Source organism: Alteromonas australica (assembly GCF_000730385.1).
Taxonomy (GTDB): Bacteria; Pseudomonadota; Gammaproteobacteria; order Enterobacterales; family Alteromonadaceae; genus Alteromonas; species Alteromonas australica.
In genome coordinates this window covers 2,913,885-2,929,223 of sequence record NZ_CP008849.1, presented here as the reverse complement: position 1 = coordinate 2,929,223, position 15,339 = coordinate 2,913,885, and the positions used below count along the sequence as shown (strand labels likewise).

14 protein-coding genes are annotated in these 15,339 nt (G+C 39.1%); 11 read left to right on the top strand and 3 right to left on the bottom strand.

The window, feature by feature from the left end; genetic code table 11:
• Positions 1-63 precede the first annotated feature (63 nt).
• The 11 genes from EP13_RS13000 to EP13_RS12950 all read left to right on the top strand — a co-directional run bounded on the left by EP13_RS13000 (position 64) and on the right by EP13_RS12950 (position 11,189).
• Positions 64-813 carry a glycosyltransferase domain-containing protein gene (locus EP13_RS13000; RefSeq protein ID WP_044057661.1) on the top strand — a complete coding sequence of 250 codons (750 nt, stop codon included), beginning with the start codon at positions 64-66 and terminating at the stop codon, positions 811-813.
• Positions 810-1,688 carry a glycosyltransferase family 2 protein gene (locus EP13_RS12995; RefSeq protein ID WP_044057660.1) on the top strand — a complete coding sequence of 293 codons (879 nt, stop codon included), beginning with the start codon at positions 810-812 and terminating at the stop codon, positions 1,686-1,688. Before EP13_RS13000 ends, EP13_RS12995 begins: the two co-directional genes overlap by 4 nt.
• Positions 1,689-1,692: 4 nt before the next feature.
• Entirely contained in the window at positions 1,693-2,727 is a 1,035-nt protein-coding gene (locus EP13_RS12990) for a hypothetical protein (protein ID WP_156026756.1), read from the top strand.
• Entirely contained in the window at positions 2,724-4,175 is a 1,452-nt protein-coding gene (locus EP13_RS12985) for an oligosaccharide flippase family protein (protein ID WP_044057658.1), read from the top strand. Before EP13_RS12990 ends, EP13_RS12985 begins: the two co-directional genes overlap by 4 nt.
• Positions 4,163-4,957 (top strand): hypothetical protein, encoded by a 795-nt coding sequence (locus EP13_RS12980; protein ID WP_044057657.1) that lies wholly within the window; start codon positions 4,163-4,165, stop codon positions 4,955-4,957. The genes EP13_RS12985 and EP13_RS12980 overlap by 13 nt, the downstream gene beginning before the upstream one ends.
• 16 nt (positions 4,958-4,973) lie before the next feature.
• On the top strand, positions 4,974-5,843 hold the full coding sequence (locus EP13_RS12975) for a sulfotransferase family protein (RefSeq protein WP_044057656.1): 870 nt from the start codon (positions 4,974-4,976) through the stop codon (positions 5,841-5,843).
• Entirely contained in the window at positions 5,840-6,529 is a 690-nt protein-coding gene (locus EP13_RS12970) for a GDSL-type esterase/lipase family protein (RefSeq protein WP_044057655.1), read from the top strand. The genes EP13_RS12975 and EP13_RS12970 overlap by 4 nt, the downstream gene beginning before the upstream one ends.
• A 4-nt stretch (positions 6,530-6,533) precedes the next feature.
• A complete protein-coding gene (locus EP13_RS12965) occupies positions 6,534-7,658 on the top strand; it encodes an acyltransferase family protein (RefSeq protein WP_231497959.1) in 1,125 nt (374 codons plus the stop codon).
• Between the two features lie 8 nt (positions 7,659-7,666).
• Complete coding sequence (locus tag EP13_RS12960) at positions 7,667-8,992, top strand: O-antigen ligase family protein (RefSeq protein ID WP_044057653.1); 1,326 nt, start codon at positions 7,667-7,669, stop codon at positions 8,990-8,992.
• Positions 8,989-9,822, top strand: coding sequence for a hypothetical protein (locus tag EP13_RS12955; RefSeq protein ID WP_052364396.1), 834 nt, complete (start codon positions 8,989-8,991; stop codon positions 9,820-9,822). Before EP13_RS12960 ends, EP13_RS12955 begins: the two co-directional genes overlap by 4 nt.
• A gap of 74 nt (positions 9,823-9,896) precedes the next feature.
• Positions 9,897-11,189 carry a right-handed parallel beta-helix repeat-containing protein gene (locus EP13_RS12950; protein WP_052364395.1) on the top strand — a complete coding sequence of 431 codons (1,293 nt, stop codon included), beginning with the start codon at positions 9,897-9,899 and terminating at the stop codon, positions 11,187-11,189.
• 92 nt (positions 11,190-11,281) lie between these two features.
• On the opposite strand, the gene EP13_RS12945 is transcribed toward EP13_RS12950, so the two are convergent.
• From EP13_RS12945 to asnB, 3 genes are read right to left on the bottom strand one after another with little or no spacing between them, the layout of a single operon-like run.
• Complete coding sequence (locus tag EP13_RS12945; RefSeq protein ID WP_081869505.1) at positions 11,282-12,286, bottom strand: sulfotransferase domain-containing protein; 1,005 nt, start codon at positions 12,284-12,286, stop codon at positions 11,282-11,284.
• Between the two features lie 42 nt (positions 12,287-12,328).
• Positions 12,329-13,435: a glycosyltransferase gene (locus EP13_RS12940; RefSeq protein ID WP_044057651.1), complete on the bottom strand. Its 1,107-nt coding sequence runs from the start codon at positions 13,433-13,435 to the stop codon at positions 12,329-12,331.
• Positions 13,432-15,336, bottom strand: coding sequence for an asparagine synthase (glutamine-hydrolyzing) (gene asnB / locus EP13_RS12935; protein WP_044057650.1), 1,905 nt, complete (start codon positions 15,334-15,336; stop codon positions 13,432-13,434). The genes EP13_RS12940 and asnB overlap by 4 nt, the downstream gene beginning before the upstream one ends.
• Positions 15,337-15,339 lie beyond the last annotated feature (3 nt).

The following is a 15,339-nucleotide window of genomic DNA, read 5'->3' as shown; positions in this document are numbered from 1 at the left end:
CAGTGAACCAATAAATGTTGATTCGGACATTTGTTCTACGTTGTCACATGTAACGAGGGTAAAATGAAGCCGTATGTAGTGTACTCAGTTATAACTGGTGCTTATGACAAGTTACTTCCTCTTGATATAGCTGAAAGCGATGTCGACTATATATTAATCGTCGACAATGCTTTTAGTGGTGAAGTACCACCAGGTTGGAATTTGATGAAGCTGCCTGAATCCAGCCTAAGTCATAAAGATTTAAACCGATACATAAAAATGCATCCTCATCTTTTGTTTCCGCAGTACGAGTGCAGCGTGTACGTAGATGGAAATATCCAGGTAGTTTCAGCCCTTAAAGACGTAATAGATAACGCTTTAGCATCAAAAGATATTGCACTTTATAAACATTATAAACGTGATGATGTTTATTCTGAGGCTTCCGAGTGTCTCGAACTCGGATTAGACTACTTTTGGCGGGTTATTCCCCAAATGGCGAGATACAAAGCGAATGGATTCCAAGGCAATGCGTTGTATGAAGCAAGTGTTATTTTTCGCAGACATCATTCTTGCGACCTCAAGAGAGCTATGGAGCTTTGGTGGAAAGAATATTTAGGCAATGCGAGGAGAGATCAACTTTCTTTAACATTCTGCCTCAGCACTGCAAACGTAATAGTGAATAATTTGGGTATCAGCGATCCTAGAATAGAGCAGAAGTACTTCGTTAAGAAAACCCATGCAGTTTATCGGCCTGATAAACTAAGCGTTCGATTAACTGCAAAGTTGAATAAGCTACTTTTAGCTGTTCTACCACAGAAAAAACTAGTTAAATGAAGCTGAACATAGTCATTGTTTTGTACAACAAGGCAATATGCCAGTCAAAGACAGTAAATAGTTTATTAGACAATATAGATTCGTTTTTTGATACTGAAATAACTGTATGTATTTGGAACAATGGTCCTTCATCAATTAGAGATGAGGTCGCTGCTTTCATCGATTCGCAGACATTCAAAAATTTTGTTGTTTGTGAAAATCTTTCAAATAGTCCTCTAAGCTTTGTATACAACTCAATGCTGAATGAAGAATGCGCGAATATATATTTCGATGATGATACCTTTGTCACTCAAGAATATGTCTTATCTGTTAACGATTTTATGAAAGGCGACAGAGAAGTCTTTCTGCCCAGCATTGTTTCATTGAACCAGCGTAGATATCCCAAAGTCAATAAGGTTGCTGGCGACTTTAACGGTGAGTTGAGTGAACTTTCAGTCGTTTCTATATTGAGTGGTTTATTGATTAAAGAGGACACGATAAGGCGATTAAAGTGCAAGTTTGGGGATGTTTTTGACCATAGATTTAATATATATGGTGTTGATACGACACTTTTTTACAGGCTTAAATCGATAAATTTTGATCGTTATTACGTGGGAGGTATATTAGAGCATGATCTTTCAGGTGTATCTGCCGGTGGTGCACAATATATTTCTATGTTTAGGGTACGAGAACGGTTATGGGATTTCACACTACAGACAATTTTTTACCGAAAGTTGGGCGCTTTATTGGGATTAATTCAGTTCTTAAAAACGTATAAATCTAGGTTGACTATCTCTTTTGTATTTGAGGTATTTGTAAAGGCCTTATTTTATATGGGACACCCTAATACAAAGAAAAAATCAACGACACATACCTTATTTCCTTATAACGAGTAAAGTTTTGAAAAGCATATATGTGGGTCCAGAGTCAGATAAGCCAAGCTTTTCTTGGGTTTCCAAGGATATCTTCGATACGCTTAAGGATGAATATAATGTTATTTATTTCAGAGCTTTTAAAGAAATTCCAAAAAGTTTTGATGGTCTTGTTTTTATAATCAAAGAGATGCCACCACTGTCTTTTTTTGTAAATAATTGGAAGAGCAGAAAAATCTACATACCTGTTGATTTTTTTAAGTCAGAGAAACACATTAACGACGCATCCTTGTTACTGAAACTCTTTGACAGGATTGCGGTCCATAATGACTTGCTAAAGCGCTTCATAGACTCAGAGAACGTTTCAAATGTAGATCACTATGTTAAATATCTCGTAGAACGTAAAGAGCCACAAAACAGATACATGTGGCTTGGCGTTGTAGATTATATTCCTGACCTTTTGCGCAATTTGAGTAAATATCCAGTCCTGTCACAAATTCCGCATGTGTTTTTAACTGATCTAGACCATTTGAAAAAGTCGTTGCACTCCGTTGTTGCAGAGGGGGAAGTAGGTCATAACGTGTACGACGTTGACGTGACGGAAGATAAGGTCTTCATCGGTAACTATTGCTTTGAGCAGTGGAGTGAGTCTAGTCAAAGAGCAGCCTTTGAGCGTTCGGCATTCGCAGTAGACTTTAAATCTGATCGTTTTTATCACTCAACAAAACCCCCGACCAAAGTGCAAGTTTACCTCGCTAATGACGTTCCTGTATTTGTTAATGATGAGCATTACGCGGTTGAATACATACGCCAGTTTGGCTTTGATTGTTACACCATGTCTGATTTTGTCTTCCCTCTCACAAATGAAATGCTAACGAGTCAATCCACAAAGGCTAGGCAGATGTGGAGTCTAGAATCTATCGCACAGCAATACGTAAATCTCGCAAACCAAACACTGTCTCAAACGAGAAAAAGCTATTTCGGCTACGGTTCGATCGTATTTAGTTTGATGGTAAAAAAGTTAGTGAAATTAATACAGTCGAGTTGGAACAAGTCGCAATGATTTTCTTCGATATAGCAAAAAGCTCAGGGATTATTACGGCACTCAATTTAATCAAGCGATTTCTCTCTGTGTTCAGTTTGATTGTTCTCGCTAGACTGCTAGACCCTTATGACTTTGGTGTGGCTGCTATCCTGACAATTGTTCTTTTCATATTTGAGAAAATAGCGTCAACAGGTGCTCTCCAATACATACTGCAACTAGACAAAGTTGATGACGTTGATTTGAATTCAAGTTGGAGTTTGGATTTCCTAATTAAGGGGAGCCTTTTTATTGTACTGGTGGCATGTTCAGAATTTTTAGCCCACTTTTACGGTGACCCAAGCATTCGTCTTGCCTTTATTGTCGTTTCATTTAACCTCATTGTTAAATCCCTGAATAACCCAGGGATCCATTTGCAGAAGAAAAGTTTTAATTATAAATCAATATTTTATATTGGAATTATTCAAAAGTTATCGTCTACAGTTGTTTGTATCTCCATTGCGTATTTTTATCAAAGCTATTGGGCACTCATAATCGCAGACTTGCTATCAAATGTGATAATGATGCTAGGCACATATTATTTCTGTAGTTATAGACCAAAATTCGATTTTACTAATGTCGCAAAGCAGTGGACGTTTTCAAAATGGATCATGCTCAAGAGTATGGTCTCTGCGGTAAAAGGACAAATTGACGCAATTTGGATCTCTAAACTATTTCCTGTCGAGTCATTGGGCTTTTTTCACGTTGCAAGAAACTTGTCAATGATGGCCAGTCAAGAGGTCATCAACCCAGCTATGGAGCCGCTGATCAGTGCTTTTTCAAAAGTTGGTCACAAAAAAAATGATGAGTTTATTGATAAATTCTGTGTCACGCTTTTTGCACTGGCGTTTATAATCATTCCTCTTTCTTTTGGTATAGCTCTGTTTTCAGTTCCTCTCGTCCAATTAGTGTTAGGTGATGGGTGGGAGGTCACCGGTGAGCTTATGCAAGTGATGTCACTCTTTGTTTTTTCTTTTTCGATGATGATCTTTTTCAGCAACATTATTATTTCTAAAGGTGTTTCTAAACCGATATTTATTATTGATTCAATGAGCTTTTTTCTCACTGTCATCACTTTTCTTATTTTGTCTTTTGAACCAGTACTCAGTGATTTTGTGCTAGCTCGAAGCATAATTAGTCTCTTCACGCTATGTCTAGCGATTGGGTTTTCTTGTCGCGTTGCAAATATTGATTTTAAATGTATTTTCCTTTCGGTCAGCCCTATTTTGGCTTCAGTGTCGTTTGCTACATTAACTATGTTTTTTATTGAAAGTTATTTTTCGTTGCATGTGATATTTAGTGTAGCCATATTCATGGCGTGTTATTTTATGTATCTGGTTGTGATGTATCTTTCATTTTTCAACAGATTTCATTTTTTTAATAAAATATTTAAACGTTTAGAGGTTTACTATTTCGCATGGAAAAATTGAAGCTTGGCATTGTTATACCTCTAAAATCAAAAGCTATCTCTAAGTGTTGGAAAGTAACCGTTAACTCGCTTATTTCAACGCTTAGATCGGTTTATGCTCAAGACAACGATAGTTTCGTGGTAGCCGTTGCTGGTCACGAAATTCCCCAGGAAATTGAGGATTTATTTCCTAAATTGAAGGTCGTCAAAGTTGATTTTTTGCCACCGGACCGAAACGCACCTGACTTCAATCACAATAAGTTGATTCAAGATAAGAATTTAAAAATTGCTTTTGCTATGAGTGCATTGGTAAACAGTGGTGTTACCCACTGGTATGCTTTAGATTCTGACGATTTGTTATCGAGAAATTTTGTTTCAACGGTACTCAATTTAGTTGATGATAAGTCTGGCGCTGTAATCGACGGGGGCTACCTTTTATACCACGACGTACGTAGAGCAATACCATGCCAAGAAATGAGTCAGCTTTGTGGGTCAACTTCTGTATTGTGTGATGAGCTATTGGATATCCCTACAAAGCCTACGCTGGAGTCTATTGGCTTTATTCCATGGGCGCGATATCCGCATATGCAAATACGCAATTTTTTTGAACAAGAGGCAGCAGCACCTTATATTGTGATTGGAGCTCCAATCTTAGGCTATGTATTGGCCTCTGGTGATAACATAAGTGATAGATGGCGAGATAATTGGTGGAAAGTCGCAAAAGCAAAGATTAAACCATTCATCAAAGGTATGAAGTATTCTCCATCCTTGTTGCAATCTTTCTCAATGAATAATCTAAAGTAACTAGAGAGTTTTTAAGATGTTATCGCCTTTATTTATCATGGGAACGCAGCGTTCTGGGACAACATTGTTAACCAGAATTCTATCAGCACACCCTGAAGTATTTATTCAAAACGAACTTGATTTGCCCAAGGTCTTTGAGGACTCTTCGTCAACTGAAGCGGTTATCAAGGGAATAGAAAAACAGGTTTACATTGAGAATGGTTCAGAGTTAGCGAATTTGGTGAAAGCCGCCCCAATTTGGGGGCTAAAAGATCCTCAATTAACTGAATATATTGATGTATTGCGCAATTTTCTACCAGCGTCTAAGTTCATTATTATTGTTCGCGATGGGCGCGGTGTAACAAACTCCTATATGGAGAACAAATGGGGGCTAGGTACAAACGCCTATTATGGTGCACAGCGATGGAAGCGCGAAGTCGAGCAACAGCTTGAATTTATGTCTGAAATGCCTGAAAACTTTTTGTTTATACGCTATGAAGATATCGTTACAAACTTTAAACCTACACTTGAACAAGTTTGTCAGTTTTTGGAATGTTCACTTGCCCCGGAAATGCTTGAATACGACAAGCAAGCCAGCTATTACAACGTTCAGCGAGAAAATGTTCATACATTTAAAAAACCGGATAAAACACTGTCCGAGAAGTGGAAGTTTAAATTGTCTCAATTTGAGATTGATGTCGTTGAAAATGTTGCGGGCGACTTGCTAGAAAAACTGGGTTATAAAAAAATTGGCCAGCCTGTAAAATTATCTAAACTTCAGTTGTTTTATTTTAAATGGCATCAGAAAATTATTGGAGAGATTCAAATCCAGTACCGCTGGAGACAAGCGATGTGGCGAGCTAGGAAGCAGCAAAAAGAACGCAAGGAACGATGGGATAGACAATGAAAAATATCCTTATTGGAATATTGATCGCCGGCATTCTCTTCGTCAGTTTCCTGTATTTAGATGCCAAAAAAATGCCGTCTCCACAAAGCTATTTCGTGCAGTCTACGCATGTTTTTTATAAACGTTTAGATCGTCAATACTCTCACAGAACAGTGCTATTTATCGGTGACAGCTTGATTCAAGGCTTAGCAGTATCAGAAATCTCAAAAGATGCCATTAATTTTGGAATCGGCACTGACACTGTGGGTAACGTCCGAGCGCGATTGAGTGATTATAAAAGCACAAGTAACACTGATTGTATCTTTATAGGTGTGGGCATAAATGATCTTATAAGAGGTCAATCCTTAGCCTCTACGTTAAGTGAGTTTTCTCTATTACTCGCCTCACTTTCGGATCACCCTCGCGTTATCGTAGGTGAGTTGTTGCCTGTGAACAGCCTGTCCGCCAAATTGAAACGTATAGCTGGAGATATTTCGGCGTTTAATTTAATGCTAGCAGAAGAAATTGACAAATATGACAACGTTTCACTAGTGAAGCAATATGATATTTTCCTTAATGATGGGAATGAGTTGTCTACCATTTATCATGTTGGTGATGGTTTGCACTTAAATACCTCTGGTAATAAGTTATGGATTGAACATTTGAAGCGACAGCTACCTCAGCATCATTGTGAAGTAGAGACGTAATGTGATGAGCAGTGAAAAACATCATTTTAAACCTCTGACTTGGTTGAGAGGAATAGCTGCATTACTCGTCGTGATTTCGCATAGTCTGAGGGCGACTCAAGATACCTACTTATCAAAAGATGAACCCGTAAATTGGATATGGCTAAAGGTCTTCGATTTAGGCACGTTTGGCGTGCTTTTGTTCTTTACTCTTAGCGGTACCACACTTTATCTAAGCCATACAAGTAGGGCGTCTAAGTTAAATGTTTTTCCTTTTTACATCAAACGCTTCTTCAGAATTTGGCCAGCATTTGCTTTGTCATTGTTGGTTTATTTTGTATTTTCATTTGCATTTAGAGAATTCTATGGAGTAGCTACTGGCAATTGGATAGAGCGGCAATTCTTACAGGTACCAACTCCAACTGATTTCCTAACTTATTTAACATTGAGTTTCAATATTTCTGGTCAGCCGGGTTTGTTCAACAATGCCTATTGGAGTCTACCTGTTGAGTTCCAATACTACCTGTTGTTTCCCATTATGATCTTGTTAATCCCTAAGCTGAAATCACTTTCACCAATTTTAATGGGCGTAGCCTTATACATGGTTTTCAAGCTGGATTTAGGTATATTTAAAGATCAAAGAGTCTTTATGCTGGGCTTCACCTTTTGTGGTGGTGTTTTTCTCGGGTTTATTTATAGAAAATATGAATTGCGTTTAAACCAATATATCGGAACCATCACATTTGTTTTTTTGTTTGTGTCTGCTTCAATAGTGAGTAATGGGTTTGTTGAGATTCCAGACCTGCCCGTTATCTCAAACATTTGGGTAATGTTAGGACTCATAGCGCTATCAGTTGTGGCATCTATTCTTTTCGCAGAGGTAAAACTACCGAGAATATTAACCAGTCAGCTATATAAAATGGGTGAATATTCTTACAGCCTCTACCTTTACCACAACTTACTCATCGGGTGCGCCGTTTTGTTACTTATCTACTTTAGTGTGACTGATTCTGTGCAGCGCTATTTCGTGGTCATTACATTTGGTGGATTCGTAAGCTTGTATGTTGCTCATCTTTCGTACAAATATATTGAGTTACCTTTTATGAGAATGGGCAGTAGATTGAGTAATTTGGATAGATTGAATAAATAAGACCTTAAATGATTAATATTTTACTGTTTTTAGGAAGCTATGCTGGCGGAATATTTTACGCAATTTTAGCTTCTCCGATGTTCATATTTGCGGTTTATCAGGCAGTCTATTTTTACAATCCTCAAAATAGATGGTGGGGGTCATCTGTACCAAACTTGCCTTATTCATTTATCGTGGTTGTGGTCATGGGACTACTATTTCTCAAGTCTTTTGGCAAATTTAACCAAAACCGTCTATTTCAAATACCACAGTTTAGATGGATGTACGTGCTTCTGCTGCTCTATGGCATAGCGTCTTTTTACGCAGTGCTCCCCATTGGGCATAATCAAGCACTGGTCTTTTACTTTAAGCTAATGGTAATTATTAGCATCGCATTCAAGATGTGCGAGTCTGATAAAGACCTTAATATTATGATGTACGGCTATATATATGGAGCTTGGTACATTAGCTTTATGGCGATGCAAAAAGGAAGAAACGGTGCCGGCCGAGTTGAAGGTATTGGTACGGTTGATTCACCAGATGCTAATGGCTTAGCTGCTGCGATTGCGCCTAGTGTGGTACTGTGTCTATATTATTTTTGGACAGCGAGTAATAACAAAATTCGCCTACTAATAGCCATAGCGGGCGCGTTTATTGCTAATGGGATCGTCTTGATTAACAGTCGGGGTGCTTTCTTGGCGGTTGCTTTGAGCTGCGGTCTCTTTATGTGGCACATGTACTTCTCTAGTTTTCAAAGAAAGTATCAGAAAGCGGCAGCTGTAGTCATTACGTTGGCAGGGCTAACTGGCGCTGCTGTAATTGTTGACAAAGCTTTTATCGAACGTATTTACACAATGACCACCCAATCAACTGAAAATGTTGATCAAGAATCGGGTGCGACACGATTTATTTTTTGGCAGTCCGCGTGGGAAATGACTAAAGACTATCCTTTTGGTAACGGCTTTCAAGGGTTTAACGTGTTTGCCCCTATGTATATACCAGAAGGTGTAGACACTGGAGAAAGCCGGAAAAGATCGGTTCATTCCACGTGGTTTGAAACGTTAACAGAAATTGGCTATGTAGGCCTGTTCGCATTGATCATGATGTTATATGCCTGTTACCGAACCTCTAATATTACCAAGAGAGCATTAAAAGAACGCGTTGACGTAGACAATTACTTTAAGGTGATAGCGCTTCAATGTGCGCTTCTGGCCTTTGTTGTGGCGATGACGTTTATGAATCGGATGAGAGCTGAAATATTGTATTGGTGTGTATTGTTTATCGCCTGTGCTTATAATATCTACGTCGTGAGATACACCGCTAACCAAGAAAAGGCATCGGTAGTAAAAAAATGAAAACTAACCCCTACACATATATCGCTGTGGTATTAATGACCTTAGGTTTAGGGTTATTCAGCGTGAATATTTACGGTCTTTTCAAGGATGTGAGACCTTCCGTATTTTTTGATGATGAATTGCGGTTTGAAAATGATATTACACTAACGCGAGAGGAAACGTTTACTGCTATTGAACGGGTCGAAGGGGAAACAGACAAAGAATATGCTGAGCGAATTACGAAAGTTATCGGTAGTGGCTTAGCGCATATTCATTGGCGCAGATATGATACTAAGAAGTTTAATCAACTTGTCCCAATATGGGAGAATTACTTTCTATATTTTATGGGTAGATTCTCGGGGATTCCGGAATACGAAAGATACCATTTCGCAAATTATGAAAAAAGCCTTAATAGAGGTATTGGGATTTGTGGCGATGCTTCTATGATTATGTCCCAGCTATTAGACAGGCAAGGAATCCCCAATCAACTACTTACATTTCCAGGTCATGTAATTTTAACCGCAACGTTTGAAAACGGTGAAGAGTTAACATTTGATCCGGATTTTGGCGTTTCGCTCAATTTCAGTCCTGTAGCGCTACAATCTACACCGGATATCGCTGGCGAGGCCTATGCAAATGCGGGTTATCCACATAGTGATGTCATAACAATGAACAAAATATATGATAATTCATTTAAACGTTGGGATGGGGTGTCGCACTTTATTACTAAAAAATACTATTTTGAAATTGTCGCCTATTGGCTTAAATGGCCATTTCCCATAGCGATTATATTGCTGGCTGGTTATTTATTTCATTTATCGGCAAGAAAGAGCAAGGCCTCTTTCCGTTAGGCTGAATTATCTGTCTTAGAACTAGTCAACTGAGTTCACATGTAACGTTTTTGTCCAAGGAAGAGCGAATATCTATGGCTTTTTTTAAATTATTCATTAAAAAGTTTTTGATCGGAATTGCTCAAGGACTAGGTATTGCTGCTGGATTGGGTGCACTAGCTATTATTGGATTTTTTTTTAGATCGGATATTAAAGCCGTTATTTCTGGCGTTACTACCCCCAATTCTAATGTTGTGTCCAATGTTGATATATCCACATACCAACCTGCAGAAAAGCGTGTTAATCCCCATGAACATCTCATCGTTAATCAACTACAGATTGCGGTTCCCGAAAATTACGACAAAGAGTATGTCAATTCGCCTGAGCAACTGCTTAACGTACTGGAGCGCACCGATGGTAATGTGGCGATATATGTTGCTCCTGGGACGTATGATTTAACCAAAACAATAGTATTTAATAAGCCAAATATCATCTTGCTATCTGAAGTCGCTGATAAAAATTCGGTGATTTTTAATGGTAAGGGAATGAGAAGGTCTAAAACTGTTGAGAACTTGATAGACATAAAAAGTTCAGGCGTGGTCATTGATGGTATCACGATGCAAAATGCGGGTAACCATATTATTCAAATTCGTTCTGAGCGTAATGCAGACTTTCCAATTATTCGTAATTGCACCATAAGGGATAGCTATGAACAATTACTAAAAGTCAGCTATGACAAAAGAAACAAACCCAATATTCAGTCTGATTCGGGAATCGTTGAGAATTGCCTTTTTGAATACAGTGCTGGAATTGGCCCCCACTATTACATTGGTGGTATAGATGCACACGGAATCAGAAACTGGGTGATCCGAGGGAACGTATTTAAGCATATTGCGAGCCCCAGAAATCGTATTTCCGAGCATGCTATACATTTATGGAACAATACCGAGAATAATGTTGTTGAAAACAATATCATCATTGACTCAGATAGAGCGATTGGTTTTGGAATGAGAAAACGCGTCAAAGGGGATGAAAATAAGTACATCAAATTCTCAAATTTTGGTGGCATTATCAGGAATAACTTCATTTATCATTCAGACAATCAAGACCCTTTTGGGGATACTGGAATAGTCTTGGAAGACAGCCCCAATACCTTGGTAGAAAACAACTATATCTTTATGGAACATTCGTACAGAAGAGCTATTGAATACCGGTTTACACCAACACAAGATGTGGTAATTAAGAATAACCATGTTAATAGGCTAATATCATCAAGAAATGGGGGCAGAGCTGACTTGGTTGACAACTCAGAAGAGTTGTCCAAGACTGACTTTTTAGTCGAAATCCATGCGTTTAGCGTAAAGCACAACATTCAATTTACATACTAAAAAGCATTTAGATAGTGCCTGAGTTACAGCGTCTAATGTCGTTACCGGAAGTAAATTTCCTGAAGCACAAGTGAAGTTAACTGACATCGTTATTAGCTTTGTGCTTTTAGCTCACTCAGTTTTTCATACATCGTGCTACAGTAAGAATCAATAAGGTCTATTTCTTTCTGTGTGAGTTCGTCCTTCCAAGAATCTTTATTAAACGAGCTATCTCTATAAACACTATAGTATTGGTCGCCCGCATCTTTTAAATAGTTAGACTTTTGTCCGGAACTCTGTGCGATGTAAGTTTCTACTTCATCACATATCTCAAGATGTAGATTTGAAAAAATGTGTTCTATTTCTTTTCGAGGATTTTCCATGATTTCGTCGTAGAAATAAATCGAAGCAGAAGAAAATTCTGTTTTTAATGCTAATGCTTTTTCGTGATACAGCGCCCAGTTAATCGCGTAATACTCTATATCTCTTAACTCGGCATCAAGTTTCTTATGACTTAAGTGTGTTTTAAAGTAATCGCTATTTGAAGCTTCTATCCGTAGTCTATTCTTGACCTTATCAGGCAAGGGGCTCATTTTTTTCTTTTTCACTCCCTTAATATGAGAAAGAATGGTAGCTTGAGGCTTTCTCACTAGAAACAATAGTGCGTTCGGATCTAAGCCGAGGATCATGGACCGCATGTCCGTAAGTGATCGTGTTTCTTTAATTAAAACTTTCCAATCGTGATTGTTGCCTAGTCGATAAAGGCGGTTGTAGAAGCCAGAAGCGCGGGGAAAGACTTTAGCGAGCGACCAGAAAAAATACTGAATTTTGGGAAACTTTCTCAACCCGTATTTCTTCTTAAAAAATGGGGGTTTGTCCGTTTCTACATGCGCTTTTTTAATCACATTCTCTACGACTTCATAATCAGAGGAACTCAAACCATTTGCATATTTTAGTTTAGAGAAAACCCTGTCTCCCATCATGCCATGGTTTCTTCCTATAAGTTCATGTCTGTATATTACGCTTTCACTAGAATTTATTAAATTTGAAAACCATGTAGTGCCAGACCTTGGGAATCCCATTAATAAAAAAATAGGTATATTTTTATTATCGCCCATTTTTCATCTCACAAATTTTGATAAAAGTGTTCGCTAATTTCACTATGACTCCAAGGTTCTACGGTAAATTTTAGAATAACTGTCGAACATTTTTGTTGCATGGAAATGTTCATCAAATCTGGGCTTTGCGTTATTTGAGAGTTTGACGTACAAGTCGTTTGATTGACTAATGGAAATCATCGCATCTTTTAATTCTTGTTCATTATCATTAGTCACCACCAATCCCGTCTCTAAATGAGCTACAATTTCTGGGTTTCCTCCTGCATTGGTAACAATACATGGCTTTCCGATAGACATGGCCTCTAGTAATGTAATCGATGTACCTTCACTTAGCGATGGGAGTAAAAATACGTCCATAATCGCCAGATAGTTGGAAGGATCTAACTTGTATCCTGCGAAGAGGACTTTTTCAGCAATACCTAATTGTGCCACTAATGAATTTAGCTCGCCCATTAGCTCACCATCTCCGACTATTAACAAATAGGCGTTTGGTAGTATCGCGCTAACTTCGGCAAATGCAGTAATCAGCATTTTCTGGTTTTTTATAGGATCTAGTCTGGCAACGGTGCCAAAAACTAATGCATCTTGAGGTAGTTCAAGTTGAGTCTTTAGCTGTGGCAGTTCTTCTTGGTTAGGGCGCAAAGGTTCAATGCCATTGTACACAACGTCTACACTATCGAAGGGAATATATTCGTAAGTAACTAGGGCGTCTTTAGTTGCTTTAGATATGGCAGTAATGACAGAAGTTAACTTACATAAAATAGGGTTGACGAATTTTCGCTTCCAACTGCTCGAATCTGGATAAAAGCGCCCGTGTTCAGTGAAAACAACCTTTGTACTGGTAAAGGCTGTTGCAATTGCACCGTACACCCAGGGCGTGTATTGGTGACAATGAACGATGTCGATGTGATTGTCTTTTATATGCTTGCGTATCGCTTTGATAAGTAGAAGATCAAAACCCGGTTGACGTGCTTTCACACTGATGGAGATCCCTGCTTTTTTAAGCTCTTCCCCCCAAGGTCCAAGGGGAGACTCAATACAAAATATCGACATATCAATACTATCATCAGTATTACTCTCAATGAGGTTCTTTATCACCATCTCGGTGCCGCCTATCCTCATGTCATAGGTGATATGAAGCACTTTCATTGCAAACCTCTTTCTTTATCAACGTTTACATAGCGGTTGTACCACATTTGGTACATGAGCATGCTCCAAAGCACTGTCCCGTGTTGGTGGGTCCCGTTTTGATGCTGTTGCCAGACTTGGTTGACACTATCTCGGTCAAATATGTCGTAAACGCCATAGCTAGCATTAGATAGAATGGATTCAAATAGCTCTTTTAGCTCCCCCCTAAACCACTCATCTAATGGTGTACTGAACCCCATTTTCTTTCTATATAACAATGAGTCAGGAATAAAAGGTTTAAACACTTCTTTCAGTAAGTACTTCTTCTCGCCATTCCGATATTTTTGTGAAGAGGGTAGGGTGGCGGCAAACTCTGCAACTTGGTAGTCGAGAATAGGCGCCCTTACTTCTAATGAATTAGCCATACTCATTCGATCCACTTTCACAAGGATATCGCCCGTCATGTAGGTTTTGATATCGGTGTAGAGAATTTTGCTCAAATGGTCGGGGCCATCGGCTTTGTTGTACATATCTAACGTATATTGACTGGGGTGGTAATCACCAAGCTGTTCAGTCACCTCGGTTTTTACCAAGCTTTGCCACATGTCGTCCGTCATCATACTGTTAGTGATATAAAAGCCCATTGCTGGGTCGTGAGACAAGCTTGTAAGTAATGACTTCGCTTTTTTGCCAACTGTGCCTGGTATTTTCCCTGCAAATTTGCCTAGACTTGGAAATATCGATTTTCGGACCGCTTCGGGGAACTTGTTTCTAAGTTTGTTCTCGATGTCGTCAACCGAGTACTTTTCGTATCCTGCGAACATTTCGTCACCACCGTCACCGGCAAGAGCGACAGTGACAGCCTTTCTCGCCAATTCTGAAACAAAGAAAGTCGGCACGAGTGATGGGTCAGCAAACGGCTCATCAAAAAAGCTGACGATATGCTCTAGTCTGTCGGCAACGTTCTGATGAACAGTATACTCATGGTGTTCTGTTTTGTATTTTTCAGCAATTTCGCGGGCGAAGTCAGCTTCGTTAAAGTCTTTATTGTCAAAGCCGATGGTGCAGGTTTTCACAGGCGTTTCGCTTGCTTGTGCCATTATAGCGACAACACCCGAGCTATCTACGCCGCCACTTAGGAATGCACCGAGGGGAACATCACTTACCATTCTCTGCTTAGTGACTTTTTCGAGTAAGCCTTTCAGCTGTGCTTTGTGGGTTTCTTCGCTATCCCTTGATGTGTTCTTAAAGCTTAAGTCCCAATATTCTGTAAGGGTGAAGCCATCTTTGTTTAGCAATAGGTAATGGGCTGGGGGCAATTTATGAATGTGCTTAAATATGCTTTTCGGGTCCGGCACATATTGGTAAGCAAAGAAGTCGTAAACGGCATCTAAGCGAATTTCTCTTGGAATGTTTTCTAATGCCAATATAGCTTTAATCTCAGAGCCAAAGGCAAATCGGCCATTGTGCGAAAAGTAGTAGAGAGGTTTTTTGCCCAGCCTATCTCGGGCAATAAAAAGTTCTTGCTTGGTTTTATCCCAAATGGCAAAGGCGAACATACCGTTAAGCTTGCCTAAACACTGAGTACCTTCTCGCGCATAGAGTGCTAAAATAACTTCAGTATCAGTATGACTTTTAAACTGAACGCCCTCAGCTTCCAATTCTGCACGTAGTTCAAGGAAATTGTAAATCTCTCCATTGAATACAATAACGAGATTGCCGTCAGCAGAAAACATAGGTTGATTGCCGGCTTCGGACAAATCAAGAATGCTTAACCGTCGATGACATAAGCCAATGTGTTCATCTAGGTAGGTACCACTAGCGTCTGGACCTCTGTGATGAATAGCTTCGTGCATTGAGGTTAACGAAGCTTGTCCACCTTCTTGATGATTAAATAGGCTAAATCCGGCAATGCCACACATCTT

What these genes read in the sequence shown, in the direction of transcription:
- EP13_RS12940 (WP_044057651.1), bottom strand. Translation starts at nt 13,435, where the DNA reads ATGAAAGTGCTTCATATCACCTATGACATGAGGATAGGCGGCACCGAG.
- EP13_RS12950 (WP_052364395.1), top strand. Translation starts at nt 9,897, where the DNA reads ATGGCTTTTTTTAAATTATTCATTAAAAAGTTTTTGATCGGAATTGCT.
- EP13_RS12980 (WP_044057657.1), top strand. Translation starts at nt 4,163, where the DNA reads ATGGAAAAATTGAAGCTTGGCATTGTTATACCTCTAAAATCAAAAGCT.
- EP13_RS12960 (WP_044057653.1), top strand. Translation starts at nt 7,667, where the DNA reads ATGATTAATATTTTACTGTTTTTAGGAAGCTATGCTGGCGGAATATTT.
- EP13_RS12975 (WP_044057656.1), top strand. Translation starts at nt 4,974, where the DNA reads ATGTTATCGCCTTTATTTATCATGGGAACGCAGCGTTCTGGGACAACA.
- EP13_RS12965 (WP_231497959.1), top strand. Translation starts at nt 6,534, where the DNA reads ATGAGCAGTGAAAAACATCATTTTAAACCTCTGACTTGGTTGAGAGGA.
- EP13_RS12995 (WP_044057660.1), top strand. Translation starts at nt 810, where the DNA reads ATGAAGCTGAACATAGTCATTGTTTTGTACAACAAGGCAATATGCCAG.
- EP13_RS12955 (WP_052364396.1), top strand. Translation starts at nt 8,989, where the DNA reads ATGAAAACTAACCCCTACACATATATCGCTGTGGTATTAATGACCTTA.
- EP13_RS12970 (WP_044057655.1), top strand. Translation starts at nt 5,840, where the DNA reads ATGAAAAATATCCTTATTGGAATATTGATCGCCGGCATTCTCTTCGTC.
- asnB (WP_044057650.1), bottom strand. Translation starts at nt 15,336, where the DNA reads ATGTGTGGCATTGCCGGATTTAGCCTATTTAATCATCAAGAAGGTGGA.
- EP13_RS13000 (WP_044057661.1), top strand. Translation starts at nt 64, where the DNA reads ATGAAGCCGTATGTAGTGTACTCAGTTATAACTGGTGCTTATGACAAG.
- EP13_RS12985 (WP_044057658.1), top strand. Translation starts at nt 2,724, where the DNA reads ATGATTTTCTTCGATATAGCAAAAAGCTCAGGGATTATTACGGCACTC.
- EP13_RS12945 (WP_081869505.1), bottom strand. Translation starts at nt 12,286, where the DNA reads ATGGGCGATAATAAAAATATACCTATTTTTTTATTAATGGGATTCCCA.